This is a genomic window from Methanocella conradii HZ254, assembly GCF_000251105.1.
GTDB lineage: Archaea > Halobacteriota > Methanocellia > Methanocellales > Methanocellaceae > Methanocella > Methanocella conradii.
Genome location: NC_017034.1, coordinates 72,428 through 96,763, shown reverse-complemented (window position 1 = coordinate 96,763; position 24,336 = coordinate 72,428). Strand labels below are relative to the sequence as shown.

Sequence of the window (24,336 nt, the reverse complement as noted above, 5' to 3'; positions counted from 1 at the left end):
AGACATGAGCTTGAAGACAAACGCGAAGTTTAATGGCATGCTGGCCGCGAAAAGCGCAGCCCTGGTTTTCGTCCTCATGCTGGGCACCGTGAGCCTTTTCGCGGATATGACCTACGAAGGCGCGAGAAGCATCACCGGCCCCTACCTGGCCATACTGGGGGCGAGCGCGACCGCCGTAGGGCTAGTGGCAGGGCTGGGGGAACTCATAGGCTACGGCCTCAGGCTGGTAACAGGATATATAAGCGATAAGACGAGGCAATACTGGGCTATCACCATCATCGGCTACGCCGTGAACCTCCTCGCGGTGCCCCTTCTTGCGCTGGCAGGCCGCTGGGAGATAGCGGCCGTTTTAATGATAATGGAAAGGCTTGGAAAGGCCATCAGGACCCCGGCGAGGGACGTGATGGTCTCGCACGCAACCGTGCAGATGGGGAGGGGCTGGGGTTTTGGCGTCTACGAGGCGCTTGACCAGATAGGGGCGCTGACGGGGCCGCTCGTCGTGGCCGCAGTCTTATACCTAAAAGGCAATTACCAGGCTGGCTTTGCCGTCCTGCTTATACCCGCCGTCATGGCCCTCGTCGTCCTCATAGCGGCCAGGCTAAAATATCCCAGGCCTGCGGATTTCGAGCCGGCTGCGGTGAAGCTCGAGACAAAAGGCTTTACGGGCGCGTTCTGGGTATACCTCGCGGGCGTGGCGCTGGTTGCGGCAGCCTACGCAGATTTCCCGCTGATAGCCTTCCACTTCGAAAAGGCGTCTGTCGTCTCCTCTGGCTGGATACCCGTCTTTTACGCCCTCGCCATGGGCGTTGATGCCGTGGCCGCCATGGGTTTCGGGCGGCTTTTCGATAAGATAGGCATCAAGACGCTAGCCATTGTTGCCCTGATTTCAGCCTTCTTCGCCCCCTTCGTGTTTATGGGCGGCTTCGCTTTTGCGCTACTGGGCATGGCGCTGTGGGGCATAGGCATGGGCGCCCAGGAATCCATCATGAAGGCGGCGGTGGCTAACATGGTACCCGTGGAGAAAAGGGGCACCGCTTACGGCATCTTTAACACTGGATATGGGGTGTTTTGGTTCCTCGGCAGCGCCGCCATGGGTATGCTATACGACGTCTCCATACCATGCCTCGTCGCCTTCTCTGTGTTGCTTCAAATGGCGTCAATACCCATATTCCTGAGGGCAGGAAAGGAGAAAAAGTGAATGGCTCTTCGCGAGGTGAATCCTTGTGGGCGAGCGCCATGAAAGGTCTGTCCGCTCGGCGGCTTTGACCATGCTTGGCTACATAAAGGAGATAAGGTCGTTGATGTCAGCCGGGGACGAGTTCCACTCCAGCGTGAATGGCAGGCCAACGGCCATGGAAAAGGAGGAGATGGAAAAGGCCCTGCGGGGCATGGAGCGGGCCATTGAGGACTACTGGGACGCCGCACGCCTGCCCTACGATGAGAAGGACGTGAAGTGGCGCATCTACGTGCTCGCGCAGTTCATGGAAGGCCTTGTCTATGACATGCGGCCAGAGCAGATGGGCAGGACCCATGGCAGGATCGGGTCGGAGGAGCAGGCCGAAAGGCTTGAAAGGCTATGCGAGCGGCTGGAAGAGCACATCAGGCGCCTGAAAGAGCTATCCTCGAAGTAAAACGTAACCTATATTTTTTATAGCGTATTATAGTGTTGCAGGCGATGAAGCTCGCCGTTGCCCATGGCAAAACCGCCGCAAGGCTGATAGCTTCTATTCTATAGGCGGTGAAAACCTTATGCAAAATTATAGCGAGCTAAAAAACCTTATACGTCGGGAGCTTAACTCGTTGAGGGGACTCATTTCTGGCGAAGCGGCCACACAAGAGATGGATGCGCTGCTTGAAAAGCTGGACTCGGATAGCTTCAACCTGGCCGTGCTCGGCCAGTTCAAAAGGGGGAAGACGACTTTCATCAATGCTTTGCTGGGAGACAATGTGCTGCCGACGGCGGTCGTCCCGCTCACCTCAATAATCACTGCCATAAGGTATGGCAGCGCCCCGAAGACGACGGTAATATACCTGGACGGCAGGTCTGAGGCTATAGAGCCTTCGCAGCTTGGCGATTACGTCACGGAGAGGGGCAACCCGAAAAATGCCAGGCGCGTCGGGCACGTGGAGATTGAGTACCCGTCCGATTACCTGAAGGAGGGCGTCACGATCATCGATACTCCTGGCATCGGCTCCACCTTCCTGCATAACACGGAGGTCACCTATAACTTCCTCTCGAAGGTTGACGCTGCCGTGTTCATGCTATCGGTGGACCCGCCCGTCAGCGAGGTCGAGCTGAAATTCCTTGAGGACGTCAGGAAGCACGTGAAAAAGCTCTTTTTCGTGTTGAACAAGGTGGATAATGCAAGCGCCGCCGAGGTGAGCGAGTCTATTGCATTTAATGGCGGCGTCATCGGGGAAAAGATGGGCGCAGAGCCTAAGGTATGCCCATTGTCGGCAAGGCAGGCGCTCGAGGCGAAGCTAAAAGGCGACCCGGAGCTTTTGAGAAAGAGCGGGTATACCGATTTTGAATTTGAGCTGGAGTATTTTCTTACAAGGGAAAAGGGAAATGTTTTACTGCGCACCATCGTGGATAGGGCGTTGGGCTTCGTCGAGGCGAGGCGCCTTTCCCTGGCCATCGAGAAGAAGACCAGGGAGCTATCGGCAAGGGCACTGGAAGAGAAGGCTGCGCTCTTTAACGCGGAGCTTGAGAGGTTCCTTAGGGATAAGGAGGCGAACGTGCACCTCGTCGAGTGGGACGTCGACTCGATAATAAAAACGCTTGACGAGGACAGCGGAAAGTTCAAGAAGGAGATGGCGCCGGTTGTCGCCCGGCAGGTTGAGGAATTCATCGATGGCTACCCCCGATCGGGCAACCGCGAGTTTTTGAATGCGGTAAAGGGCAGGCTTTATCAGGCCGTCTCGGATGCGTGCGACGCCTGGCGGGTCAGAGAAGAGGAGAAGATCGCACGCCTGTACGCGGAGAAGGCGAAGGCGCACGCGGAGAGGCTGGACGAGTTCGTCCGCAGGATTGAGAAGGCCTCCTTTGACATTTTCAACGTGGAGGTAAAGCATTATTCCCTGGGCTGCACGGTTGACCTGCATACGCCATTATTCTATGGCATCGACGCATTCATGGAGGAGGGCATGCTCCTCGACACCACGGCGACGGCGCTCAACCTGCTATTGCCTCCGCCGCTATTCAGGGCACAGGTGAGGGGCGCGATGCGGGAGAAGGTGGAGCGCTCGCTCGACATGAACTTGGGCAAGATCCGCTACGCTTTCCTCGAGAGCCTCCTGAAGTCCTCGAAGGGCATGAAGGCCTCCTACGAGTCCGTGGCCGATACGCTCATAGCCTCGGTACGGTCTGCAATAGAGAGGGCTCAGGCCAAAAAATCCATGTCAGTAGACGTGGGGAAGCGGTCGGCAGAGATAGGCCGGCTGCTGGCCGCCCTGGACGAGCAAAGGAAACGGCTGGAGGCCATCGAGCTTAGCTACCTGCAGCCTTAGATGCCAGTGTATGTGGCCGCTTTCCCCAGGCTCTCCTCAATCCTGAGTAATTGGTTATACTTTGAGGTGCGCTCGCCCCTGGCAGGTGCGCCCGTCTTGATTATCTGGGCGCCGAGCGCTACGGCCACGTCCGCTATGGTGGAGTCGCACGTCTCGCCCGAGCGGTGGCTCACCGCAATTTTATACTTATTCCTGAAGGCCAGCGTGGCGGCGTCGAATGCCTCCGATACCGTGCCTATCTGGTTTAGCTTTAGCAGCAGGGCGTTGGCGGCGCCCATGCTGATGCCCCTCTGGAGGCGCTTGACATTCGTTACGAATATATCGTCCCCGATGATGGTCACGTCTTTTCCAACCTCTTTTGTTATTGCAATGAAGCCCTCCCAGTCCTCCTCGGCGAAGGGGTCCTCCAGCACTATTATCGGGTAGTCTTTCACGATGTCCGCATAATACTTAACGAGCTGGTCACGCGACAGGCTCTTGCCGTCTATGTGGTACTTTCCGTCCTTGAGGAACTCGCTGGCCGCGGCGTCCATGCCGAGCTTGACGCTGCCCTCGTAGCCCGCCTTTTTTATCGCGTCCATCATGGCGTCAAGCGCTTCCCTTGTGGTGCCAATTGCGGGCGCATAGCCCCCCTCGTCGCCCACGTTGGTCGCCGTCTTTCCGTACTTGTCCTTCAGGATTTTTCCGAGCGTATGATAGGTCTCAACGCCCATGCGCAATGCCTCGTGGTACGTGTCGGCGCCCACCGGCAGGAGCAGGAACTCCTGTATGGCCAGCCCGCTGCCCGCGTGCTTGCCCCCGTTGATGACGTTCATCATGGGGATGGGCAGCCTGTAAGCGTTTACGCCGCCCAGGTACCGGTACAGCGGGAGCTCCAGCGCGCTGGCGGCTGCCCTGGCAGCGGCCATCGAAACGCCAAGAATTGCGTTCGCCCCCAGCTTCGACTTATTCTCGGTGCCATCCAACTCTAGCATGAGCATGTCAAGCTCACGCTGTCTAGCGGCGTCCATGCCCTTGAGCTTTGGGGCTATTACATCGTTGACGTTGCGCACGGCCTTCAGCACGCCCTTTCCGCCATAGCGCTTATCCTTGTCCCGCAGCTCGAGCGCCTCGTGGGTGCCCGTGGAGGCGCCGGAGGGCACGCATGCCGCCCCTATACTAAAAGGCGTATGCACTTCCACCTCGACGGTGGGGTTGCCACGCGAGTCGAGTACCTCCCTCGCGTGTATCTTTTCTATTGGTACTGGCAAGATGAACACATCCATTCAACATTATTTTTACGCATTCTAAACGTTTATCAGCGCCCTCAACGACTCCACCGCATAGTAGGAGGTGTCGAAGCCGGAGATGCCCGACGCCCTCGCCCTCCTGAAGCCGCCGTTCTCGTTCTGGCAGGCCGCTATGAACCCTATTGTCTCCCGTATATTATCCGGCTTTTCGCCGAGCGCCTCCAGAATCTTAACGGCATAGTACGTCTCGTCCATGAACGCCAGCCCAGTCTCAGGCCTTTTCGAGAATCCGCCCGATTTTACGGCCCGCGCTCTGACATAATTCGCGACTTTCTCGCCATCAGCCGGGGCGGTGCCGGCCAGGCCCAGTATCGCCAATGCGAAGTAAGTGGACATCAAGGAAGAGCCGCCGGGCTGGCCGAAGCTTCCATCGCCTCGCTCATACCTCAAGACGTCACCGGCGATATCCTTACAAAGCTCCCGCCTGCCCGTCATGGCGAGCATGTCTGCGAGGTAAAATGAAGACTCAAAGATGCTCAGGCTTTCTATGTATACGTCGTCGCGTATGCGGTGTGACCTGAAGCGCTGTAATAGGTATTCGCCTGGGTCGTGGCGTGGCGAGGCGCCCAGCGCTTTGAGGGCCTTCAGAGTACACCATGCCGAGTAAACGCTAATAAATCCCCCATCGTCATTTTGGAAGGATCGGACGTATTCCACGGTCCGATCATCGGTGGGCAATCGTCCAAGCAAATCGAGGACCATGACAGCGTAGAAGGCGTCATTCAGGCTGGACTCGTCCAGGCCATAGAAGCAGAACCCGCCGTCCGGGTTTCTGCGCTTCAGGATGTAGCTGGCCAGGGCCTCCACGTTAATGTACCTGTCGTATGATGATGGCGCCATCATGGCATCACCTGCATAGTGTATTCGCCTTCACCGCCGCCCCCGCGAAGTCGAAAGACACTGAGGGGAACGATTTGTATGCGCACAGGTCAGACACAGCGTTAAACACCTGGGGCGGAACGAGGCCCCCTGCTGACAGGCGTTCGAACCTGTCCACGCTGACCCATTCGGCTGCATCAACGCCATCGCCTTTTTTCGGCTCGCCCTCTAAATACTTACATAGATAAAAGACCAGCACGACCTGCTTTTCGAAGGCAGAGTCGGGGCTATATGGCGATATGGCGTTTAATTGCTTAACCGCTTTAACCCGGCAATGTGTCTCCTCATACGTCTCCCGTTCAACGCACTTCTCTAAGCTCTCGCCCGGCTCCAGCTTGCCGCCGGGCGATGTCCACTTGCCTGCCCAGTAGCCAGAGCGCTGCCTGGCCATTAGCAGGCTATCGCTATCGAAAGTGAGGCCATAGCAGCCCACGATGAACTTTTCAGCCATGTCAAATCACCTTTCGCCCCTTAAAGGGCATTGATGGCCAGAAGCTATCAGTCGCGCTGCATGGCGGCGGTTTAGCATAAAAGCAAGGCGAGCTTCATCGCCATTATCCTTAAAGGGGGCATTAATTTAAACATTTTGTAGGCCGTAGATAATGCTTTAACGTGTGGCGCCCATATGTTGGGATGTATGGAATACGGTCATGTCATGGTACGATACGGCGAGATCGGCATCAAGAGTGAGCAGGTGCGCAGAAAATACGAAAGGCTGCTCGTAAAGAATATAGAGGCGATGCTCTCCGAGAATGGCGTAGGTTTCAACGGGGTGTCGCGGGAGAGAGGGCGCATTTTCGTAGAGAGCAGGGACGCACGGGCCGCGGAGGTGGTCTCCCGCGTGTTCGGGGTCGTGTCGGCCAGCCCGGTAGCCGTGACGGGCACAGACATAAAAGAGGTATGTGGCATGGCCGCCGAGATGGGCAGGGACATCATAGGAGAAGGCCAGTCGTTCGCCATAAGGGCCCGCAGGGCCGGTGAATACCCCTATACTTCCCAGGAGATAGGGCGCATCTGCGGCGACGCGGTCTTCGAGGCAGTAAAGGACAGGAATCCCCGGGTTGACCTTAAAAGCCCTGACCACGAGATATTCGTGGAGGTTAGGGACCGGTCATACGTGTTCTCTGAGGTGGTGAAGGGCGTCGGCGGCATGCCGCTCGGCTCCCAGGGGAGGATGGTGGCGCTGGTATCGGGCGGCATCGACTCCCCCGTTGCTGCCTGGCTGATGATGCGCAGGGGCTGCAACATTATCCCCGTCTTCTTCAACAACGGGGAGTTCTCGGACAAGGCGTATACCGAGCGGGCTATGGACGCCATAAAGAAGCTAAAGGAGTGGGCGCCCGGCCATAATTTTAAGGTCTATGAGGTGCCCCATGGCGACACGCTGAGGGAGTTCATCGGGCGGGGGAACGTCAAGTATACCTGCGTCTTCTGCAAGCACATGATGTACAGGACGGCAGTCGAGATAGCTAAAAGGGAGGGCGCACATGGCATCATAACCGGCTCGTCGCTCGGCCAGGTGGCCTCCCAGACCTCTGATAACCTCATGATAGAGCACTACATGATTGATTTTCCCATCTATCATCCTCTAATTGGGTTTGATAAGGACGAGATTGTGGCGCTTGCCCGGAGGATTGGGACTTATGATATTTCGGTGAGGCCCGCCTCGTGCTGCAGGGCCGTCCCAGCCCACCCATCCATTCATGGAAGGCTTGAGGAGGTCAAGCGTATTGAGGGCGAGTTTGATGTTGATGGGCTGGTGGAAAAAGAGCTCGCGGGCACGGCCGTGACGATGCTGTAGGTGTCATGCTTGAAGGCCATTGCGGTCGACATATCGGGTAGGCATCGGCTGGATGACGGCCGGTATCACCTGGTCTGCGTCGCCGTGTTAGCCGCGCTATCCCCCTTCGATATGGAAAAGATAGAGGACATGCGAATTTATAAAGAGGCGGCCGACGACGTTTCCATGGATACCATCGCAGACCTTGTAAAGAAGGCATGCTCCAGGTATAAGGGCATTATACTGGCGGAGCGCGGGGAGTTCTACAGCTCCCCGGAGTGGCGGGTCGAGGCAATCCTGGGGAGAAAGTTCAAATACGCGGAGAGCGTGGGCGAAAGAAAGGCCATCGAGGTGGCGCACCACGTCTCGCTGGCAGTGCACAGGATGCTGCATGAAAGGGGCAATACTGGTCAAGAGGATTGATAAGGGAACGGAAGGCGGCATGGAGGAGCTGGAGGAGCTGGCGCGCTCCGCGGGCTATGAGGTCCTGGCTAAGGTGACGCAGGCGAGGACGCCCGATAAGGCCTACGCAATCGGGAGGGGCAAGGCAGAGGAGGTCGCGGCCCTCGTGGAGGAGCTAAAGCCCGAAAAGGTCATTTTTGATGAGCGGCTGAGCGCCGTCCAGGTATATAACCTTTCGAAGCTGTGCAAGGTCGAGGTCATCGACCGCTTTAACTTAATTCTGGAGATCTTCGCCAATCGTGCCAGGACGAGGGAGGCAAAGCTACAGGTGGAGCTGGCCCGGCTAATCTATGAGAGGCCCAAGGCCCGGATGAAGGTCACGCTCGCGAAGAGGGGCGAGCAGCCTGGCTTCAGGGGCCTGGGCAGGTACCAGGCAGACGTCTATGAGAGCGAGATAACGGGACGCATCGCGAAGATACAGGCAGAGCTCGAGGTGATAAGAAAACGGCAGCACGAGACGAGGAAGCAGAGGAAGGAGAAAGGCTTCGACCTGGTGGCCCTGGCCGGGTACACGAACGCGGGCAAGAGCACCCTTATGAACGCCCTGGTGGGCGAGTCGGTGGCCGCGAAGGACCAGCTTTTCACCACGCTGGTGCCAACTACGAGACTACTCGAGATAGGGCAGCGTAGGGCGCTTCTCACCGACACGGTTGGCTTTATAAAGGATTTGCCGCACTTCATGGTGGAGGCGTTCCGGTCTACCCTTGAGGAGATCTATCTGGCGGATTTAATCATACTCGTGGTGGACGCGAGCGAGCCGCCTGAGGCGCTCGTTGAGAAGCTGGTGACATGCCACGACACGCTGTGGGATGAGATGGGGCCGGTGCCGGTCATCACCGCCTTGAATAAGTGCGACTTGATATCGAGAGAAGAGCTTGAGGAGCGTAAGCGTGCCATCGTGCACCTCGCGCCTCATCCTGTGGCCATATCGGCGAAGACTGGCGAAGGGCTTGACGAGCTTAAGAAGAAGGTGGGCAAGTATTTGCCGAAGTGGACGTTTGCCGAGGTCGTGCTGCCCCACACCGAGGAGGGCCTGTCCACGCTTTCGTGGCTGCACGACAACGCCGTCGTCCATCATGTTAAATACGATGGGGGCCACATTAAGGTGAGCGTGGAGGCGAGGGAAAGCGTCCTTGAGAGGCTGGCGAAACGCTTTGAGGCCATTAAAGATGCCGTAAAGCCTTAATATTGCCCAGGCTTACTTTATAGGTATGAGGATTTCGGTCATTGGCGCGGGCGCGCTTGGAACCTTTTACAGCGCCATGCTCTCGTCATCGGGGCAGGACGTCACGCTGGTGTGCCGCGAGAGAGACGTAGAGGCATTGGGCAGGGGCGTCCATGTGACGGGCCTGCTCGAAAGGACTGCTCATCCCAGGATAGCGGCCAGGCCTCCACCATCCGACCTTATTTTCGTCACTGTAAAAACTTATGATATTGGCTCCGCTGCCAGAGGCATCCATGTAGAGCCCGACACGCTGGTCGTCGTCATCCACAACGGGCTGGGCGGCGACGAGATGGCCGCATCCATACTGGGGAAGGGCCATGTGGCGGCAGGAGTGTCGTATAGCGGAGTTACCTTCCTGGAGCCTGGAAAGGTGAGGCTGTCGGGCTACACCGAGACCGTGCTGGGCTCCGTCGAGCCGGAAGTGCAGAAAAGGCTGGACGTGGCAAAGGAAGCCCTCGAGAAGGCCGGATTGATGGCGCGCATCACGCCGGACATAAGAGCTGCCCAATGGGAAAAATTGTACGCCAACATCGCCATAAACCCCATAACGGCCCTCACCGGCCTTAACAATGGAGCCATACTCGAGATACCCGAGCTAGAGGCCCTTGCGGCGGAAATCGTGGACGAGGCGAGCATGGTATCAAAGGCCCTCGGCATAAAAACCAGCATCGACCCGGTGGAGAACGCCTTCAAGGTCATGAGGGATACCTACAACAACCGCTCCTCCATGCTCCAGGACGTCACGAGGGGCAAGAGGACTGAGATAGACGCCTTGAATGGTAAGGTTTGCGAGCTTGGCCGGGCTGCCGGAATCCCTACGCCGCGCAACGATACCATAACGGCGCTGATTAAAGGCATAGAAAAAAGGCATTCAAGCTAAAACAATATAAAAAGAAAAGCGGCCCCGCCTTAGTGAAGCCTCTGCGAAGCCAGCTTGATGTCCTCTTCCTTGACGGTCTTACGGCCAGCATGCTTACACAGCTTTATCGCCTCAACCGAGACCTTCATGCCGTAGTCCTCGAGTATGGCGGCCAGCGCCTCCTTGGCGTCCTCGCTGACCCTGTCAGCGCCCGCATTCCTTATAATCCTGTCAACTGAAGCAACGGGAAGCTCTTTCATCATATTCCACCTCCTATCTCGAAAATAGGGGATTATTTGATTACATATTAGTTAAAAACCGCTCTATATATAAGTTATGCTAAATGAAGGGCTTTTTGAGGCTATAGATGTTTTTTATGGCAATGCGGGCTTTGCAAAAGGCATCGGGAAGGTTTATGCCATATGGCTTATTAACTAGGATAGAAAGTGGGTGGGAACATGGCTAAGGAGAAAAAGTCGGCAAAGGCAGAGAAGGCGCCGGCCAGGAAGAAGGCCGCGCAGGGCAAGGCGGATCTGGATGAGATGTTCAGGGCGGCGGTGTCTAAGAACGAGTCGTTCGAGATAGGCGAGTCCGAGGACTATGGGAGGGCTATTGAACATTTTAATGAGGTCATACGCTTGCTCGACGCCATTCTGGCGATAGATCCTGAGTACAGGGATGCGATAAACTATAAGGGCATAATGTTCGTGGGCTGTGGCAGGAACGAGGATGCCATCAAGTGCTTTGACCAGGTTTTGAAGCTTAACCCGGTGGACAAGGAGGCCTTGAATAATAAGGGAATAGCGTTGTATGGCCTGGGCCGGGACGAGGAGGCGCTGAAGTGCATCGAGGCGGCAATCGCTATAGATAACAGGTACGCCGATGCCTACGTCAATAAGGCGGTCATCCTTCACGCCCTCGGGCGCTACGAGGAGGCGGACGTGTTCCTGCGTAAGGCGAGGGCTTTCGAGACACTGATGAGCTAGGCATAGCTGTGCAGCCCTGGTATGATGTATGATACTCCAAGGTACGTGAACAGCATGGCCATGAAGCCCAATAAGGAGAGGAAAGCGGCGTCCTCTGCACTTATTCCTGTTTTTCTTACGATGAGGTATGCTGCGTATATGGCCGCCGTGATGAGAGACCAGGTCTCCTTGGGGTCCCAGGACCAATAGGAACCCCACGCGGCCTTAGCCCATAGGGCGCCCATGATGATGCCGGCCATCAGGAGCGCCAGGCCGACGGCTATGCATGCATGGGATACTGAATCAAGCTTTTTTAGGGCCTGCTCATCTTTGCCATTAAGGATACAGAGAGCTATGAGGGCTATAGATGCAACGCATGATATGGCGAACATGCCGTACGAAAGGATGGCCAACGGCACGTGTATTAGGAGCCATCCGCTGTCTAGCGCTGGCGATATGGCCATGCCATCTTTCCACGAGGCGGCCGAGAATGCGGTGATTAGCACGGTGATAGCCGCCAGGGGCGTGTATAGCGCCCGAGTCTCTCCTTTCATGTACCAGTATGCGGCAGCTATCCCGGTAACCAGGGCCAATATAGCCGCCGTCTCATACAGCGTCGCCCACGGCGGCCTGCCCAGCATGTACCACCTCATGCCCAGCGACGCAAATAAGAGCAAGCATCCTGCGAAGGAGAAATACCTGGGCAACCGCCCTTTACCTGCGGCAAGCATGAACGCGAGAAACGCCCCGGCACATCCCAGCATTAAAGCATCCATTGGCGACCCCTCAAAAGCTTTATATTCTCTTCCTGGATTATAACCGATTACATAAAAAATCATTGTTAACTAAAATAAATTACGGTGTAGCATGGCTCCGAAGTACTATTTCACGACCAGGGACCTTTTGACGATAGCCATCCTGGCATCGCTTGGGGGCGTGATGTCAACCTACGTAGGCTATCTTGCCAACGTCATCAACCGGCTTGTGGGCGTGCCATATGGGGCGGGGCAGGTCGTCGCAGGCCTCCACATACTCTGGCTCATCCTCATCCTGGCCCTTACCGGTAAAAAGGGCTCGGGCATCCTGGGAGGGGCGCTCAAGGGCTTTGTAGAGTTCATCTCGGGGAGCCACCTGGGCCTGTTCGTGGCATTCTTCTCGCTGGTCGAGGGCATCTTTACCGAGATAGGCTTCTGGCCCTTTAAGAAGTATAGGGGCCTTTCTTACATGGCTGGCGGGGCTATGGGGGCTTTCGCATACGTGCTTGCCCAGCAATTGGCTAACCAGGTGTTTGATAACGTCTTCTTATTTGGGGCGGTCAGCCTTCTCTCGATCTTTTCCGGGGCGGTATTCGCAGGGTATTTCGGCATCGGTATAGTAGACAGCCTCGAGGACGCAGGGATTGTGCGTAGGGAGATAAAACAAAAAAAGGCCTCCAGGTTCACCCTGGCCAGGGCGCTGGCGGTACTGTTTGTGCTTGCCATCGCCTTCTCAGCGATATACTATTTTGCATTGGTACGCCTCAAGGGTGACCCGCTTCAGTTCACGGTGATGGGCGACGTTGCGTACGCTAAGGACTATTACCAGCCCGCATACTCCCCCTACTTTGTGACGATAAACGCCAGGCTTGATGGGGCGGTCACGCACCTGCCAGCGCAGAACTACACGGGCCTGCCAGTACGATATGTGCTAGAGGATGCCCGAATAGGGCCGGATGCCACAATGGTAGACTTCGTAGGCTCCGACGGCTATACGCAGACGCTAAACGTATCGGAGGCCATGGAGGATGACGACCTGATTATAGCGCAGGAGGACGGCTCCCTCCGGCTCGTCGCCAGGGGATACCCGGGACAGCTATGGGTGAGCGGGCTGAAAATGATAAAGGTGTATTGAGGTGCGATGATGAAAAGAGCTGGCATAATGCTCGCGTTGATAGTGATATCGGCTGCGGCCCTGGGCTGCGCCTCACAGAAGGGGCTGACGTTTGAGGTTAAGGGGCAGGTAGAAAGGCCCGGGACCTATGATTTGAACGATTATAAGGATAAGATGGTGACGATAAACGCCAGGCTGGACGGCGAGGTCACTCACCTGCCGGCCAGGGATTATACCGGCGTGCCGCTCAGGGCGGTGCTTAAGGATGCGGGCGTCAAAGGCGGCGCCACCCAGATAACCATCTCAGCGTCAGATGGGTACAGGCAGGCGTTCGAGCTGTCCAACATAACAGCATCCGACGACGTCATCCTCATTAACGATAATGATACGGTGAGGGTCGTGGCGAAGGGGTACCCCGGCGGGAAGTGGGTGGAAATGGTCACTTCGATCGAGGTCACCTGATAGTGCATGATATCAGTAAAAGGCCTGTCCTTCTCATTTTTCAGCTCCGAAAGGAAGGCGCTTGACAGGGTTAGCCTGGACATAGGGGATGGGGAGTTTGTCGCCATAACAGGCCCCTCCGGGTGCGGCAAGTCCACTCTGGCGCTGGCGATGGGCGGATACATCCCCCACGTTTTCCAGGGACGGATGCAGGGCTCGGTGACCGTGGACGGCCGGTCGACTGCTGAGGCCAGCCTTTCAGAGCTGGCCTCTACGATTTGTATCGTGCAGCAGGACCCTGAGTCACAGCTATGCACGCTGAACGTGAGCGACGAGGTGTCCTTCGGCCCCGAGAACCTGGGGTTAGGCGTCGAAGAGGTGCTAAAAAGGGTAGATGAGTCATTAGCCCTTGTCGGGGCCATCCACCTCAAGGACAGGCAGGTATACGAGCTTTCAGGCGGCGAGAAGCAGCGGGTGGCCATTGCCTCGATGCTTGCCATGCGCCCTAAGGCGCTCATCCTGGATGAGCCCACGTCGAGCCTCGACCCGTCCTGCGCCTCCTCGGTCCTGTCGGCCATCGAGCGCTTGAGGGCTGAGACGGGGATGACTATCATAGTGATCGAGCATAAGCTGAATAGGCTCATGAGGCTGGCAGACAGGCTTGTAGTCATGGACTCTGGCCGGGTCGTCGCCGACGGCGTGCCCGATGACGCCATTTGCCGTAATTACGGGCGGCCGATGCATGCCAGGCCTAAGCCTGCGGGAGATAGAAAGCCGGCAGTCGAGGTGTCCGGCCTTCGAGCCTCATACGGCGGAGTCGAGGTGCTCCACGGCGTCGACCTGAAGGCATACCCTTCGGAGGTCCTGGGCATCATAGGCCCTAACGGGTCGGGGAAGACGACGCTCCTCAGAATCCTCATGGGGCTTCACGGGTACGACTCCGGGAAGGTTACCGTGCTCGGCCTTGACCCCGCGAGGGCGAGGGCTTCGGGGATGGCGAGGCGCTGCGGGCTGGTGTTCCAGAACCCGAACCACCAGATCTTCGAGAAAACGGTGTATGATGAGGCCGCGTTCGCCTCAAGGAACCTGGGATTGGGCGGGCATGAGACGCTGGTGATGGGGGCGCTTGAGCGCTACGGGCTGGCCTGCTATGCGAAGGCACATCCTCTGGGCCTGAGCTTCGGCGAGAAGCGCAGGCTGAACCTGTGCTCGATCCTGCCGCATGGCCCTGCGCTTATCCTGCTCGACGAGCCTTTCGTGGGGCAGGACTACGCCAACGTGGCCCGCATGCGCGCCGAGCTTTTACGCCTGAAAGAGGATGGCAAGGCCATCATCCTGGTCTCGCATGACATCGATTCAGTCTACAAATACTGCGACAGGATCGTACTGCTTAAGGATGGCAAAGTGCTCGTTGACGATACGCCCGAGGAGGCAGCCGTGCAAATCAGGGCGATGGGCCTTACCGACTATGTGCCGGAGGGCGGCCTTGATGAGAATTAGGTATGAGCAGGGCTCCTCTCTACTTCACAGGCTCAACCCGCTTACCAAGCTTATCGCGCTCATCGCCTACAGCGTTTCCATCTTTCTTGTAAATAGCCTGGAGGCCGAAGCATCAATTTTCATCGTAATGCTCCTTTTAATGGTATCGCTTAAATCGAGGGCGCTTTTATCCCTCGTGACGTCTAAGTATTTCGTGCTTTTCGCCGCCCTTATCGTCGCCGTCCAGGCCGTGTTCACGAAGGGCGGCGAGGCCATCTTAAGCGTCCCTCTAATCTTTTTCAGCATTGAAGTCACGACGGGAGGCGTATATAGCGGGCTCATCATAGCTTTACGCTTTCTCACAGTTATCATGGGAAGCGCGCTCTTCATCTTTACCACAGACCCTAATGAGCTTGCATACGCCCTTATGAGGGCGGGCCTGCCTTACCGCTTCGGGTTCATGCTCGTGACAGCCATAAGGTTTATGCCGGTGTTCGAGGAGGAGGCGAGCACGGTGAGGGATGCCCAGGCGGCGAGGGGGCTTGAAGTTGACAGGGCAGGGCTAAATGGTCTTTTTAAGACGGCGAGGTATACTCTCATGCCGCTCATCGTCTCGGCCCTTTCCAAGGTGGACGCCCTGGTCATATCGATGGAGGGCAGGGCCTTCGGCCGTATGCGCCACAGGACGTTCACGAGGGCGGCGCGCTTTAGCCTGGCGGACACACTCATCTCGCTCGCAAGCATTTTCGCGCTGGGGGCTCTGGTCCTTTGCCACCTCGTGCTGTAATCACATGTGATTGCATCACATTTATTATGAAACAACAACATGTTACATTGCTTATTACCATATTAGCGATTATGGGGAGATAGGTAAATGAGGCGATGTGAACTAGGTATTATATCGATCGTTGTGCTGGTCATGCTCGCCGTGGCGATGAGCGGATGCACGGCAGGTAGCACGGATAACTCGGGGCTTAAGTCTGGCCTCGCAGATAACCCGAACTATAAGATAGAGATCATAGGGGGCAAAAGCCCGACGACGGTCACTTTTGCGGACATTAAGGCGATGGGCTTCGTCGAGAAGAAGGGCGTCGTCATGGTCAACTCCGCCGGGACGGAGAAGACGGGCGATTACGTTGGCGTGCCGCTCATGGACGTCATAAATAAGGCGGGCATGCCGGACGGCGAGTATAACTTCAAGATATCCGCATCGGATGGATACAGCAAGGTGTACACCAGGGAACAGGTTGAGAAGGCCATCCTCGCCCTCAAGGAGAACGGGACGGCGCTGACCGATAACGTCAACAAGAACTCAATCAAGCTGGTCTTACCAGGCGAGCCGGGGGAGATGTGGATGAAGGTGCCGGTAAAGATAGAGCTCACCACGGCGGCAAGCTCAAGCTCTGAGCAAGTCGTCCTGAACATCACCGGCGTCGGGGATAAGCCCATAGGGCTGAAGATGTCTAAGCTTCAGTCCTACCCTGTCAAGTCGCTCTCCCTGCCCTACAAGAATAACACGACGCTAAACGTCTCCGGCATATTGCTGAATAAGCTGCTGGACGACTATTCCAATAAGAATGCCACGAAGATAAAATTCGTCGCGTCAGACGGCTACAACAAGACGCTTAGCCTGGCAGACGTGCGGGCGGACCAGGACGCCATCATAGCCATCGACCAGAAGAATGGCACGCTCAGGGCCGTAGTGCCAACGCAGCCGTACAGCGCCTGGGTCAGCAAGCTTGCAACAATAGAGCTTGTATAAGCGGGGCGGTGCATGGAGCGAGCGTATAAGTTCCTGCTGGCCGGGCTTACGATGGGGCTCATCGTGGCGGCGGCGGGCACCTTCGCCCTGTCCTCCGCTTTGAATCCGCAGCTCGATTGCAAGCAGTGCCACGAGGGCCACGGCAGCGTAGTGGCCCCCAACGTGAACGTGAACGGCACGATACTGCTGACGGGGGACACGCCGCAGGACGAATACGTCGTCGTGGATGACATCTTCAAGCTCAAGCAGGTAGATATAATCACGCTGAAGCAGCAGGATGGCGTGGGCGTGCCTTCCAGGGGGGTGCCAGTCTTCGATTTCCTGAAGGCGCACGGGGTGAGCGACTTCGACAGCTTAGTTTTTTACGCCGACGATTACGAGATGACGCTTAATAGGAGCGAAATGACGGGGGAGACCATCTTCGTGCCCATGGAGTACTCGATACGCGTCCTCGGGCCAAACATGCCAGTCAACGTCTGGGCCAAGAACATCCGGGCAATAGTGGTCGTGGGCGGCGACGCGGGCGACTCCATAACGCTGAACGGCAAAGAGATCTCATACGGAGAGATGCTTGACGACGGCATGGGCAATATGGTCTATAGCCGTAAGACGACCGGGTACTCGGGCCAGGACCGGGACTACCAGTTCGAGTCGGCGTTCGTGGCCCCGGGCATAAGCCTTAAAGACCTCCTATTCAAGGAAGGATACGTCGACTTTTCAAAGGTCATCATAAAGGGCGCCGCGTCCGAGAAGAGCTATAGCCGCCATGAAATATTAAGCGGAAGCTTCTTCGTCACCCGCGACCAGGGCAAGATTAAAATAGCCACGAGCGATAAGAGCCGGCAGAACTGGATGGACGTGGAGTCGATCATTGTGGAGTGAATGGCCTTGCCGAAAAAGCCCGTTGCTTTCCTTATTTTATTGGCCGTCGTTTTATTAGTCGTGGCCATTTCCTTCTTTGTATTCGATGGAAGCAGCTGGTCTTTCACGATCAACGGCGACGCCTCAAAAAACGTAAACAGCTCGCTCTACGCTAAACTGGAAAATTGTGAAAGGACATATGACGGCGTGACGGGAATACCCCTGGAGTTCTTCTTGTATTATTACGGTGTCTATCCGGTTGAGTCAGTGTCATATGGGGGAGCGACTTTGAACTGGAGCGCGGCGGCCTATAGCGCTGATAAGGATATTCCACTGCTGGTAGGGCCTGACGGCGCCATCCACTATAAGGGCGCTACAGCGGTCGTTAAGAACGTGGAAATTGCCGTTTCGGAGAAGCCGAGCGCCTCGACGCTTGACATCGCGCCGTCCATACTGTATGCGCTCAATGAGGGCGGCAGGGAAGGCTTGATTCATGGCAAGGCAGGCAGAGTCGTGCTCATATACATAGACGCCCTGGGATATTACCGGTACGAGGACGCCCTATCGAGGGGGCTGGTCGACAACATGTCATCGCTCGGCGAGCCTATAAAGGCCGTTTGCGTCTACCCTTCCATCACCCAGAATAATGCGAAGTCAATGGCCACGGGCCTGGCCCCAAACCTGTCGAAGGGCGATTTCCGGTCATACGAGCCGGCGGGCAAGACGATCGTCGACGTGCTCAACGAAAATGGCAAGAGCGCCGTATGGGTGGACGGCCCGTCGCCCCCGGTCAACATATCAGCCACCATATCCAGGGTGGACTCTAACGGCGACGGCACTCCCGACGATGAGGTAGCGGACGCGGCCATATGGGAATATAGGACGGGGGCTAACTTGACCATCGTCCACTTCAAGAGTACGGATACGGTGATGCACGCCTATGGCCCCTACTTGGAGGAGGGCAGAGGCTCGCTAAAGGCTATTGACTCTTACGTTGGAAAGATATTGAAGGCCCTTGATAATGGCACGGTTGTGGTCATCTGCTCCGACCACGGCTGCCATGCCATCGAGAATGGCGGCAACCACGGGACGCTGCTCCCGGACGACATGTACATACCCATCATCGTCGGCAGCGTGTGAAGGGCCTGGATTCCTCGATCTCCGCAGCTTTTCTCATCAATAGCCCACGCTGGGCGGGGCGGAAGCCGGCGGCTTCCCTCAGTGAGCGGGCCACAAAAGCATCCACGCCTTTAAGGCCAATCCCCGAGCCTCGCTCATAGCGCTCGATGAACGCCTGGCAAAGGCCGAGCTTATCGTCGGCGAACATGGGGCGGGTGTCCAGCAGGTATGCCAGCGCCTCGCCCACGTCCTCCTCAGGGCGCCCGATGCGGGATAGCTCAAAATCTATGCCATACAAGCTGTCCGAGACGATGAAGTTCTTTAAAATGGCGTCCGACTTTAAAAGCACGCTGTCGCCGGAGCGGAATGCCTTATGGAATCCTGCGAGCCAATCGGCCACGCCCAACGCTATCTCTTCAATGCGGCAGGTCTCCAGGTAATCGTTTGCGAGCCTGCCCGGGATGAACTCCATGAGCAGGGCGCTTTCGCCTTCCTCTATTATTTCCGGCACCCGGATGCCAGCCTTTAGGGCTGACCTGAGCACGTCCGCCTCGTTCTTGCGCCTGTCATTTCCATATACTTTCAACACGAGCCGCCAGCCACCCCTCTCCACAAGATATACGGCGTTTTTCCTGCTCGGGAATTTTTTTATGATCGTGAGGCCTTCGAAAGGCATTATCATTTAATGCCCCCCTTTGCCAGCAACACGTATATATCCGATACGCGTTCGGAGCATGTCCTGGACAGGTTGAGGTAGCAGAACGGGCAATACGTGACCACGCTGCCCAGGTTCTCCTCGAATATCCTATTAGCCCTGTGGCCTGCGAGCGCCCTGTCGAACGACATCACGCCTCCACCGGCGCCACAGCATGCGCCTGTGCCATCCTCTCTAGCGCCTACGAGCACGCTCCTGGCCAGCTCCCGCTTATCCCTGGCATGGCAGGGGTCGTGTACCGTCACGCCTTTCGCCGGGACGCGCATCTCCTTCAACAGGTCCAGTGCCAACACGACCTCCGGGTCGAACCCGCCGCGGCCTTTGTAATACCTGTTAAAGGCGGCGTAGCATCCCGGGCATACCGTGATGATGCGCCTCACGCCCGCCGCCTTAAAAGCGGCAATATTCCTGTCAACGGCTTTAAGTCCCGCATCCAGGTCGCCGAGGTTGATCAGCGTGTACCCGCAGCATGACTCGTCAATTAGCCCGTATTTTATGCCCTTCTTATCCAGAAGGAGCTGCGCTGCGCTCAGTATCTCCGGCGCCTTAAGCCTCGCCGTGCACCCCCGAAAAAGCAGCGTATCCGCCTTTCCATTAATGGCATTTCCGCCATCAGCCTCCAGGGCGGTCCCATAAGGGTTCCCATACTTTTCCATCGATCCTCTTATGGAGGCAAGATGGGATGGGACGATGCCCTTTTTAACGGCCATCGCCCTGGTGTGGCGGTTAAACCAGGAGAGCCAGCATCCATTGCACAGCGTGCACATGTAAAGCCGGCGCACGTCCTCATCGCTCAATCTACCTGTTAGTGCTATCTTCAGGTAGCGTAATATCGCGCGGTCCGGAGCATATGAAGCGTCCATCTCTTTTTCCAGCACAGGGCAGCGGCAGCGCATTATTATCAAAAATGGGCAGACGATGAAGCCCATAGATGCTGCCAGGGCGAGGGCCAATAAGAATAAGGTGCTTAAAGGGGCGAGCGGGTCGAGGGTGCTCATCCCCAGCAAGTCCCGGTAGCCTGTACGTATGGGCAGCATCGTCATAATGGCCAGCGCCACAAGCGCCGCTACAGCCAGCACGCGGTACTGTGGCCCCCATCGCTCGAACTTTATCTTAAAAGTTGTCAGGAATATTAGGATGGCGGCGCCGACCAGGATGAGTGTGCTGAAGGGTGCGAAGGAGCATAAGGAGTTATAGCCCATGTAGTTTATCCTGTAGAGTAGGTGGCTCGCCGGGTACTGCGCCTCGTGGCAGGTATGGCAGGCCGCCTGCGGCCCGAGGAGCCATTCATCGGGAACCATCGTCAAGATTCCGGCGAGAAAGAGCAGGAGGGCGGCGAAGAGTGCCAGCTTTCTCTGGATGCCTGACATAGGATTCCTATTACTCCGGCATCCTATTAAATATTTACCACATGTCATTACTAAAATATAACGTATAAATTAATATAAATTACCAACATTGAAAGAAGTAAAGTTTTATATACAAAAAGTAATGTATACTTTACATATGCGGAACCGCTTGAAGGAGTTCAGGGCCAGACATAATATGACCCAGGAAGAGCTGGCGGCAAAGGTAGGCGTCTCGAGGCAGACGATAAACGCAATAGAGAATGAAAAGTACGACCCATCCCTATCGCTTGCATTCAGGCTAGCCAGGTGCTTCGGGACAGCAATCGAGGAGCTATTCATGGAGGAATGAAAATGCTACGAACAGAGGAGTCGAAAATATCTTTGGTAATATTATTGACGTTCGCCTTGCTATTGGTAACTGGAGTATTTCCACTCTACGTGCTGTTTACGACTATAGCCTTTATCATAGTGCTCGTTGGCTTTGTCATTTATTGTTATATGGCAAAGAGAGAGCCCGGGGAAGTGCAAGACGAGAGGTCTATGAAGTGCTCGCTGGCCGCATCACGTAACGGGTTCATGGTGGCCGTCACGTTGATAGCGTTGCTTGCGGCGGCGACGAGCCTGGGCGCCCCATACAACGTCATCACGGCCGCTCAGATAGTCTGGGGGTTGAGCATAGCCTCTTACCTCCTGTCATATGAATATTACAAGCGGATAGGCTAAAGGGCGCAAAACGTAATATCATGAAGGTTTTATTATTTTTTGGTGGATTTATGAGTATTACCGTTAGTAAAGGCCTGACGCTTAGAAGCGATTCGTTTGAGCCTGGCAAGGAGATCCCTGTGAAGTATACGTGTGATGGAGACGATATCTCGCCACAGCTTTCATGGGACGGGGCGCCCGAAGGGACCGAGACTTTTGCATTGATCATGGACGACCCCGACGCGCCGGGGCGGGTTTTCACGCACTGGGTGCTCTATAATATACCGGCATCCAGGAACGAGCTGCCCGAAGGCGTAAACGCCGAGAAGTTCATAAAAAAGGGCTGCTCCCAGGGAGTGAACGATTTCCGCATGATGGGCTACGGCGGCCCATGCCCACCGCCGGGCAAGCCGCACCGCTACAGGTTCCACCTCTACGCGCTTGACACCACGCTGGACCTGCCCTCAGGCGTCACGAAGAGCGCCGTCCTGGAGGCCATGAAGGGGCACATCCTGGCAGAGGCCGAGATAATAGGGCTCTACAAAAGGAGAAAATAAAAAGGAGTCCCGGTCAATAGCCGGGCACAAGCTCGTTGCCTTTCTTATAGTAGGGCAGGTACACCATCTTTCGGGCGAGCACCTTTAGTTCGCAGGAGAGGCTCTGCAAAGCTACCGGCTTCTCCGCCTCAATCGTCACAAACAGAAAATCGGCTATCTCATCGGTCATGTCCATGGTGATGGTACATGGCTCTCGCCCGACGTTAGGCTCCAGGGGCGCGGCCGTAAACTTCGGGTTTTGCAGGGTGAGGCTCAAGCTCGGACTCTGGAGCATCATGGGAATGAGCCCATTATTGGCATTTCCGCCTAAAGCTGATGAAATTAATCGGGTTCCCATGCGATGGTCGCCGTGCCGATCTTTTTTGACGGATATGCCCGAATAGCCCTGGGCTACGTGGCCACTTCCTGCTCCACTATATAAATTAATAATAGTTAACAATCGCAAGATTTATTTATAATGATTATTTATTAACTATAGGTGCCATTTAATGGTTAACGTTCAAACGGCTAATAAAGAATCGAAACCTTTCGGCGCCATGACGTCGGCGCTTGCCAACCCATCCCCGCTCGGGCTCATGGGGTTCGGGATGACGACCGTTTTGTTGAATTTGCTGAATGCCGGGATTATAGCATCCTCATCGCTTGGCATGATACTGGCCATGGGAATATTCTATGGCGGCATAGCCCAGATCATAGCGGGCGTGATGGAGTTCAGGAAGGGCAACACCTTCGGCACGACCGCCTTCACGTCTTATGGGCTTTTCTGGGTCTCTCTAGTAGCTATCATGCTCTTCCCAAAGCTTGGGTGGGCTTCGGCGCCAGACGGCGTATCTATGGCCGCCTACCTGGCGATGTGGGGGCTGTTCACCGCATACATGTTCGCGGGCACTCTTAATAAAAACCGGGCGCTCCAGCTCGTGTTCGCCAGCCTGGCGCTACTATTCTTCATGCTGGCCATCGCGGACTATACCGGCATAGCCTGGATTAAGATGCTCGCGGGCCTTGAGGGCATAGCATGTGGCTTCTCTGCAATATACCTGGCATGCGCCGAGGTGCTCAACGAGGCACACGGAAAGAAGGTACTGCCGATAGGCGGCACCTAAAAAAGCATAAATTAAGCGCCTTAAAGGCGCTTCTTTTTTTACTGTTCCTTGATGGTGACCTGGTTGCCTTTCTTGGGGGCGACCAACTGAACCTTACGGCCGTTACTCAGCACGATGTCCCAGACCTCGCTATTATGGTCGTTCACCTTTAAGGACAACGACTTTGCCTCTAAGCCCTGGGAGGTCAATATGCTCCTCACCTGTGCCTCCCCTCCCTTAAACTTACCAACCGTTACGGTCTTATCGATCTTACCAGCCATATAATCATCTTCTTTTTTGCCCGCGGGCTTTATGGCAGCCCGACGATTGGAGCATATACGCACGTTTTAAAGGCTTAAACCTATCGCTTCCAAAAGATTTAATATTGTCATAACCATAGGACTATATACACCTATGAAGCACCCCAATGCTCAGTTATGCCCTGCCATGCCATGACATAACAATAGGTGGAGATAGGAGGCTTTGAATAGTGAATAGGAATGTAACAAAGGCATTGTTTTTATTGCTATTGGTCAGCGCGCTCTTCGTCGCTGTAAGCGGATGCACGACCTCGCCGACCGTCACGCCGACGCCTTCGGCGACCCCGAAGCCGGCCGCGAACTTTACAACCTTAACGCCGGGCACGCTCTCTATAGCAACAGAGGCCCACTATCCGCCGTTCGAGAATATAAACACGACGACGGGTGAGTTTGAGGGCTTCGATATCGATGTCATGAACGAGATCGCGAAGGAGCTTGGCTTGAACGTCACGTACACTGACCACGCGTTCGACACTATCATCACGGCGGTCCAGGCCAAGAAGTTTGACGCTGCAATATCGGCGTTCACCATAACCCCCAAGAGGCAAGAGATGATAGACTTCACCGATTGGTATTACGAGTCGCCAGGGCAGGCGATCAGCGTCAGGGCGAGCGAAACCGGCATCAAGAACGCCTCGGACATCGTCGGCAAGAAGGTAGGCGTCCAGATGGGCACCGTCGGGCAGGATGCGGTCAAGAACTACCCTGGCGTTAATGCCGAGGATATTAAGGCATACGCTACCATGAATGAGGCATTCATGGCTCTGAAGAAGGGGGAGGTAGATGTAGTAGTCGGCGACCAGCCGGTCTCCGAGCCTTACATAAAGAACTATCCGGGCGACTACAAGTTTATCGGCGAGCCTCTCACGGCTACCGAGTACTTCGGCATTGTCGTAAACAAGGACAACCCGGGCCTCACCGCCGCCATGAACGAGGCCCTAGCCAAGATGAAGGCTGACGGCAGGCTACAAAAGCTGCACGACAAATGGTTTGAGTGAGCAATATCCGGGCACGTATCATAGACGTGCCCTCTTTTCTTTTTAAAAACATATTAGGGCATTAATATTCTATTCGATGCTAATAAAAAAGCTTTTTAAAAGGTTAAGTGTAT

Annotated in this window: 29 protein-coding genes and 2 riboswitches; of the genes, 20 read left to right on the top strand and 9 right to left on the bottom strand. The window is 55.8% G+C overall.

Translation table 11 applies throughout. From position 1 onward, the window contains the following. Positions 1 to 4 precede the first annotated feature (4 nt). From MTC_RS00500 to MTC_RS00490, 3 genes are all read left to right on the top strand, one after another. Positions 5 to 1,198, top strand: a complete 1,194-nt coding sequence (locus MTC_RS00500; RefSeq protein WP_014404711.1) for an MFS transporter — start codon at positions 5 to 7, stop codon at positions 1,196 to 1,198. Between the two features lie 25 nt (positions 1,199 to 1,223). Continuing rightward, the gene (locus tag MTC_RS00495; RefSeq protein ID WP_014404710.1) at positions 1,224 to 1,631 is read left to right on the top strand and encodes a hypothetical protein; all 408 of its coding nucleotides are present in this window, start codon (positions 1,224 to 1,226) and stop codon (positions 1,629 to 1,631) included. A 31-nt stretch (positions 1,632 to 1,662) separates the two neighbouring features. Then, positions 1,663 to 1,734: riboswitch (Fluoride riboswitch) on the top strand. Between the two features lie 15 nt (positions 1,735 to 1,749). Further along, complete coding sequence (locus tag MTC_RS00490; RefSeq protein WP_014404709.1) at positions 1,750 to 3,510, top strand: dynamin family protein; 1,761 nt, start codon at positions 1,750 to 1,752, stop codon at positions 3,508 to 3,510. Here MTC_RS00490 and eno read toward each other — a convergent pair. Genes eno through MTC_RS00475 form a run of 3 tightly spaced genes read right to left on the bottom strand, consistent with a single transcriptional unit; the run spans position 3,507 to position 6,129 of the window. Then, positions 3,507 to 4,775, bottom strand: coding sequence for a phosphopyruvate hydratase (eno, locus tag MTC_RS00485; RefSeq protein WP_014404708.1), 1,269 nt, complete (start codon positions 4,773 to 4,775; stop codon positions 3,507 to 3,509). The genes MTC_RS00490 and eno overlap by 4 nt on opposite strands. A gap of 21 nt (positions 4,776 to 4,796) precedes the next feature. Beyond that, on the bottom strand, positions 4,797 to 5,642 hold the full coding sequence (locus MTC_RS00480) for a prenyltransferase/squalene oxidase repeat-containing protein (protein WP_143767012.1): 846 nt from the start codon (positions 5,640 to 5,642) through the stop codon (positions 4,797 to 4,799). Between the two features lie 4 nt (positions 5,643 to 5,646). Beyond that, entirely contained in the window at positions 5,647 to 6,129 is a 483-nt protein-coding gene (locus MTC_RS00475; protein WP_014404706.1) for an NUDIX hydrolase, read from the bottom strand. 31 nt (positions 6,130 to 6,160) lie between these two features. Beyond that, a riboswitch (Fluoride riboswitch) is annotated at positions 6,161 to 6,240 on the bottom strand. Between the two features lie 75 nt (positions 6,241 to 6,315). Between MTC_RS00475 and thiI the strand changes: the two genes are divergently transcribed. Genes thiI through MTC_RS00455 form a run of 4 tightly spaced genes read left to right on the top strand, consistent with a single transcriptional unit; the run spans position 6,316 to position 10,025 of the window. Beyond that, on the top strand, positions 6,316 to 7,479 hold the full coding sequence (thiI, locus tag MTC_RS00470; protein ID WP_048188801.1) for a tRNA uracil 4-sulfurtransferase ThiI: 1,164 nt from the start codon (positions 6,316 to 6,318) through the stop codon (positions 7,477 to 7,479). Between the two features lie 9 nt (positions 7,480 to 7,488). Next, a complete protein-coding gene (locus tag MTC_RS00465) occupies positions 7,489 to 7,881 on the top strand; it encodes a DUF2209 domain-containing protein (RefSeq protein ID WP_014404704.1) in 393 nt (130 codons plus the stop codon). Beyond that, on the top strand, positions 7,850 to 9,106 hold the full coding sequence (gene hflX / locus MTC_RS00460; protein WP_014404703.1) for a GTPase HflX: 1,257 nt from the start codon (positions 7,850 to 7,852) through the stop codon (positions 9,104 to 9,106). Before MTC_RS00465 ends, hflX begins: the two co-directional genes overlap by 32 nt. A 25-nt stretch (positions 9,107 to 9,131) precedes the next feature. Then, positions 9,132 to 10,025, top strand: a complete 894-nt coding sequence (locus MTC_RS00455) for a ketopantoate reductase family protein (RefSeq protein WP_014404702.1) — start codon at positions 9,132 to 9,134, stop codon at positions 10,023 to 10,025. 29 nt (positions 10,026 to 10,054) lie between these two features. Here MTC_RS00455 and MTC_RS00450 read toward each other — a convergent pair whose 3' ends face one another. After that, positions 10,055 to 10,267, bottom strand: a complete 213-nt coding sequence (locus MTC_RS00450) for a histone family protein (protein ID WP_014404701.1) — start codon at positions 10,265 to 10,267, stop codon at positions 10,055 to 10,057. Between the two features lie 195 nt (positions 10,268 to 10,462). Here MTC_RS00450 and MTC_RS00445 point away from each other — a divergent pair, with 195 nt between their 5' ends. Then, the gene (locus tag MTC_RS00445) at positions 10,463 to 10,990 is read left to right on the top strand and encodes a tetratricopeptide repeat protein (protein ID WP_014404700.1); all 528 of its coding nucleotides are present in this window, start codon (positions 10,463 to 10,465) and stop codon (positions 10,988 to 10,990) included. Here the strand turns inward: MTC_RS00445 and ccsA are convergent. Then, positions 10,987 to 11,745, bottom strand: a complete 759-nt coding sequence (gene ccsA / locus MTC_RS00440) for a cytochrome c biogenesis protein CcsA (RefSeq protein ID WP_014404699.1) — start codon at positions 11,743 to 11,745, stop codon at positions 10,987 to 10,989. The genes MTC_RS00445 and ccsA overlap by 4 nt on opposite strands. Positions 11,746 to 11,836: 91 nt before the next feature. Between ccsA and MTC_RS00435 the strand changes: the two genes are divergently transcribed. The 7 genes from MTC_RS00435 to MTC_RS00405 all read left to right on the top strand — a co-directional run bounded on the left by MTC_RS00435 (position 11,837) and on the right by MTC_RS00405 (position 18,521). Then, entirely contained in the window at positions 11,837 to 12,859 is a 1,023-nt protein-coding gene (locus tag MTC_RS00435; protein WP_014404698.1) for an ECF transporter S component, read from the top strand. Positions 12,860 to 12,865: 6 nt separating this feature from the next. Continuing rightward, positions 12,866 to 13,300: a molybdopterin-dependent oxidoreductase gene (locus MTC_RS00430; RefSeq protein WP_048188799.1), complete on the top strand. Its 435-nt coding sequence runs from the start codon at positions 12,866 to 12,868 to the stop codon at positions 13,298 to 13,300. A 6-nt stretch (positions 13,301 to 13,306) separates the two neighbouring features. Then, positions 13,307 to 14,779 (top strand): ABC transporter ATP-binding protein, encoded by a 1,473-nt coding sequence (locus MTC_RS00425; RefSeq protein WP_014404696.1) that lies wholly within the window; start codon positions 13,307 to 13,309, stop codon positions 14,777 to 14,779. Further along, the gene (locus MTC_RS00420; protein ID WP_014404695.1) at positions 14,769 to 15,545 is read left to right on the top strand and encodes an energy-coupling factor transporter transmembrane component T family protein; all 777 of its coding nucleotides are present in this window, start codon (positions 14,769 to 14,771) and stop codon (positions 15,543 to 15,545) included. Before MTC_RS00425 ends, MTC_RS00420 begins: the two co-directional genes overlap by 11 nt. A gap of 87 nt (positions 15,546 to 15,632) precedes the next feature. Beyond that, positions 15,633 to 16,520 (top strand): molybdopterin-dependent oxidoreductase, encoded by an 888-nt coding sequence (locus tag MTC_RS00415; protein WP_014404694.1) that lies wholly within the window; start codon positions 15,633 to 15,635, stop codon positions 16,518 to 16,520. Between the two features lie 12 nt (positions 16,521 to 16,532). Beyond that, positions 16,533 to 17,402 carry a hypothetical protein gene (locus MTC_RS00410; protein WP_014404693.1) on the top strand — a complete coding sequence of 290 codons (870 nt, stop codon included), beginning with the start codon at positions 16,533 to 16,535 and terminating at the stop codon, positions 17,400 to 17,402. Next, entirely contained in the window at positions 17,403 to 18,521 is a 1,119-nt protein-coding gene (locus tag MTC_RS00405; protein WP_048188794.1) for an alkaline phosphatase family protein, read from the top strand. It abuts the gene before it with no gap. Here the strand turns inward: MTC_RS00405 and MTC_RS00400 are convergent. Then, a complete protein-coding gene (locus MTC_RS00400) occupies positions 18,502 to 19,182 on the bottom strand; it encodes a phosphotransferase (protein WP_014404691.1) in 681 nt (226 codons plus the stop codon). The genes MTC_RS00405 and MTC_RS00400 overlap by 20 nt on opposite strands. Then, positions 19,179 to 20,585, bottom strand: a complete 1,407-nt coding sequence (locus tag MTC_RS00395) for a heterodisulfide reductase-related iron-sulfur binding cluster (RefSeq protein ID WP_014404690.1) — start codon at positions 20,583 to 20,585, stop codon at positions 19,179 to 19,181. The genes MTC_RS00400 and MTC_RS00395 overlap by 4 nt, the downstream gene beginning before the upstream one ends. Positions 20,586 to 20,721: 136 nt before the next feature. Between MTC_RS00395 and MTC_RS00390 the strand changes: the two genes are divergently transcribed. The 3 genes from MTC_RS00390 to MTC_RS00380 are packed head-to-tail and all read left to right on the top strand — an operon-like array spanning position 20,722 to position 21,823. Further along, the gene (locus MTC_RS00390) at positions 20,722 to 20,913 is read left to right on the top strand and encodes a helix-turn-helix transcriptional regulator (protein WP_048188792.1); all 192 of its coding nucleotides are present in this window, start codon (positions 20,722 to 20,724) and stop codon (positions 20,911 to 20,913) included. Between the two features lie 2 nt (positions 20,914 to 20,915). Continuing rightward, positions 20,916 to 21,287 (top strand): hypothetical protein, encoded by a 372-nt coding sequence (locus MTC_RS00385; RefSeq protein WP_014404688.1) that lies wholly within the window; start codon positions 20,916 to 20,918, stop codon positions 21,285 to 21,287. A gap of 50 nt (positions 21,288 to 21,337) precedes the next feature. Beyond that, positions 21,338 to 21,823 carry a YbhB/YbcL family Raf kinase inhibitor-like protein gene (locus MTC_RS00380; RefSeq protein WP_014404687.1) on the top strand — a complete coding sequence of 162 codons (486 nt, stop codon included), beginning with the start codon at positions 21,338 to 21,340 and terminating at the stop codon, positions 21,821 to 21,823. A 13-nt stretch (positions 21,824 to 21,836) separates the two neighbouring features. Here the strand turns inward: MTC_RS00380 and MTC_RS00375 are convergent, their stop codons facing one another. Continuing rightward, positions 21,837 to 22,100 (bottom strand): hypothetical protein, encoded by a 264-nt coding sequence (locus tag MTC_RS00375; RefSeq protein ID WP_048188790.1) that lies wholly within the window; start codon positions 22,098 to 22,100, stop codon positions 21,837 to 21,839. A gap of 211 nt (positions 22,101 to 22,311) precedes the next feature. On the opposite strand from MTC_RS00375, the gene MTC_RS00370 reads away from it, so the two are divergent. Then, the gene (locus MTC_RS00370; RefSeq protein ID WP_014404686.1) at positions 22,312 to 22,926 is read left to right on the top strand and encodes an acetate uptake transporter; all 615 of its coding nucleotides are present in this window, start codon (positions 22,312 to 22,314) and stop codon (positions 22,924 to 22,926) included. A 38-nt stretch (positions 22,927 to 22,964) separates the two neighbouring features. Here the strand turns inward: MTC_RS00370 and MTC_RS00365 are convergent, their stop codons facing one another. Then, on the bottom strand, positions 22,965 to 23,186 hold the full coding sequence (locus MTC_RS00365; RefSeq protein WP_014404685.1) for a hypothetical protein: 222 nt from the start codon (positions 23,184 to 23,186) through the stop codon (positions 22,965 to 22,967). A gap of 209 nt (positions 23,187 to 23,395) precedes the next feature. Here MTC_RS00365 and MTC_RS00360 point away from each other — a divergent pair, with 209 nt between their 5' ends. Continuing rightward, positions 23,396 to 24,223 (top strand): basic amino acid ABC transporter substrate-binding protein, encoded by an 828-nt coding sequence (locus MTC_RS00360; RefSeq protein WP_014404684.1) that lies wholly within the window; start codon positions 23,396 to 23,398, stop codon positions 24,221 to 24,223. Positions 24,224 to 24,336 lie beyond the last annotated feature (113 nt).

Bases quoted from the DNA above. Each gene is read 5' to 3' on its own strand.
- MTC_RS00500 (WP_014404711.1), top strand. From the start codon at position 5: ATGAGCTTGAAGACAAACGCGAAGTTTAATGGCATGCTGGCCGCGAAA.
- MTC_RS00490 (WP_014404709.1), top strand. From the start codon at position 1,750: ATGCAAAATTATAGCGAGCTAAAAAACCTTATACGTCGGGAGCTTAAC.
- eno (WP_014404708.1), bottom strand. From the start codon at position 4,775: ATGGATGTGTTCATCTTGCCAGTACCAATAGAAAAGATACACGCGAGG.
- MTC_RS00480 (WP_143767012.1), bottom strand. From the start codon at position 5,642: ATGATGGCGCCATCATCATACGACAGGTACATTAACGTGGAGGCCCTG.
- MTC_RS00475 (WP_014404706.1), bottom strand. From the start codon at position 6,129: ATGGCTGAAAAGTTCATCGTGGGCTGCTATGGCCTCACTTTCGATAGC.
- thiI (WP_048188801.1), top strand. From the start codon at position 6,316: ATGGAATACGGTCATGTCATGGTACGATACGGCGAGATCGGCATCAAG.
- hflX (WP_014404703.1), top strand. From the start codon at position 7,850: ATGAAAGGGGCAATACTGGTCAAGAGGATTGATAAGGGAACGGAAGGC.
- MTC_RS00455 (WP_014404702.1), top strand. From the start codon at position 9,132: ATGAGGATTTCGGTCATTGGCGCGGGCGCGCTTGGAACCTTTTACAGC.
- MTC_RS00450 (WP_014404701.1), bottom strand. From the start codon at position 10,267: ATGATGAAAGAGCTTCCCGTTGCTTCAGTTGACAGGATTATAAGGAAT.
- MTC_RS00445 (WP_014404700.1), top strand. From the start codon at position 10,463: ATGGCTAAGGAGAAAAAGTCGGCAAAGGCAGAGAAGGCGCCGGCCAGG.
- ccsA (WP_014404699.1), bottom strand. From the start codon at position 11,745: ATGGATGCTTTAATGCTGGGATGTGCCGGGGCGTTTCTCGCGTTCATG.
- MTC_RS00435 (WP_014404698.1), top strand. From the start codon at position 11,837: ATGGCTCCGAAGTACTATTTCACGACCAGGGACCTTTTGACGATAGCC.
- MTC_RS00430 (WP_048188799.1), top strand. From the start codon at position 12,866: ATGATGAAAAGAGCTGGCATAATGCTCGCGTTGATAGTGATATCGGCT.
- MTC_RS00425 (WP_014404696.1), top strand. From the start codon at position 13,307: ATGATATCAGTAAAAGGCCTGTCCTTCTCATTTTTCAGCTCCGAAAGG.
- MTC_RS00420 (WP_014404695.1), top strand. From the start codon at position 14,769: ATGAGAATTAGGTATGAGCAGGGCTCCTCTCTACTTCACAGGCTCAAC.
- MTC_RS00415 (WP_014404694.1), top strand. From the start codon at position 15,633: ATGAGGCGATGTGAACTAGGTATTATATCGATCGTTGTGCTGGTCATG.
- MTC_RS00410 (WP_014404693.1), top strand. From the start codon at position 16,533: ATGGAGCGAGCGTATAAGTTCCTGCTGGCCGGGCTTACGATGGGGCTC.
- MTC_RS00405 (WP_048188794.1), top strand. From the start codon at position 17,403: ATGGCCTTGCCGAAAAAGCCCGTTGCTTTCCTTATTTTATTGGCCGTC.
- MTC_RS00400 (WP_014404691.1), bottom strand. From the start codon at position 19,182: ATGATAATGCCTTTCGAAGGCCTCACGATCATAAAAAAATTCCCGAGC.
- MTC_RS00395 (WP_014404690.1), bottom strand. From the start codon at position 20,585: ATGTCAGGCATCCAGAGAAAGCTGGCACTCTTCGCCGCCCTCCTGCTC.
- MTC_RS00390 (WP_048188792.1), top strand. From the start codon at position 20,722: ATGCGGAACCGCTTGAAGGAGTTCAGGGCCAGACATAATATGACCCAG.
- MTC_RS00385 (WP_014404688.1), top strand. From the start codon at position 20,916: ATGCTACGAACAGAGGAGTCGAAAATATCTTTGGTAATATTATTGACG.
- MTC_RS00380 (WP_014404687.1), top strand. From the start codon at position 21,338: ATGAGTATTACCGTTAGTAAAGGCCTGACGCTTAGAAGCGATTCGTTT.
- MTC_RS00375 (WP_048188790.1), bottom strand. From the start codon at position 22,100: ATGATGCTCCAGAGTCCGAGCTTGAGCCTCACCCTGCAAAACCCGAAG.
- MTC_RS00370 (WP_014404686.1), top strand. From the start codon at position 22,312: ATGGTTAACGTTCAAACGGCTAATAAAGAATCGAAACCTTTCGGCGCC.
- MTC_RS00365 (WP_014404685.1), bottom strand. From the start codon at position 23,186: ATGGCTGGTAAGATCGATAAGACCGTAACGGTTGGTAAGTTTAAGGGA.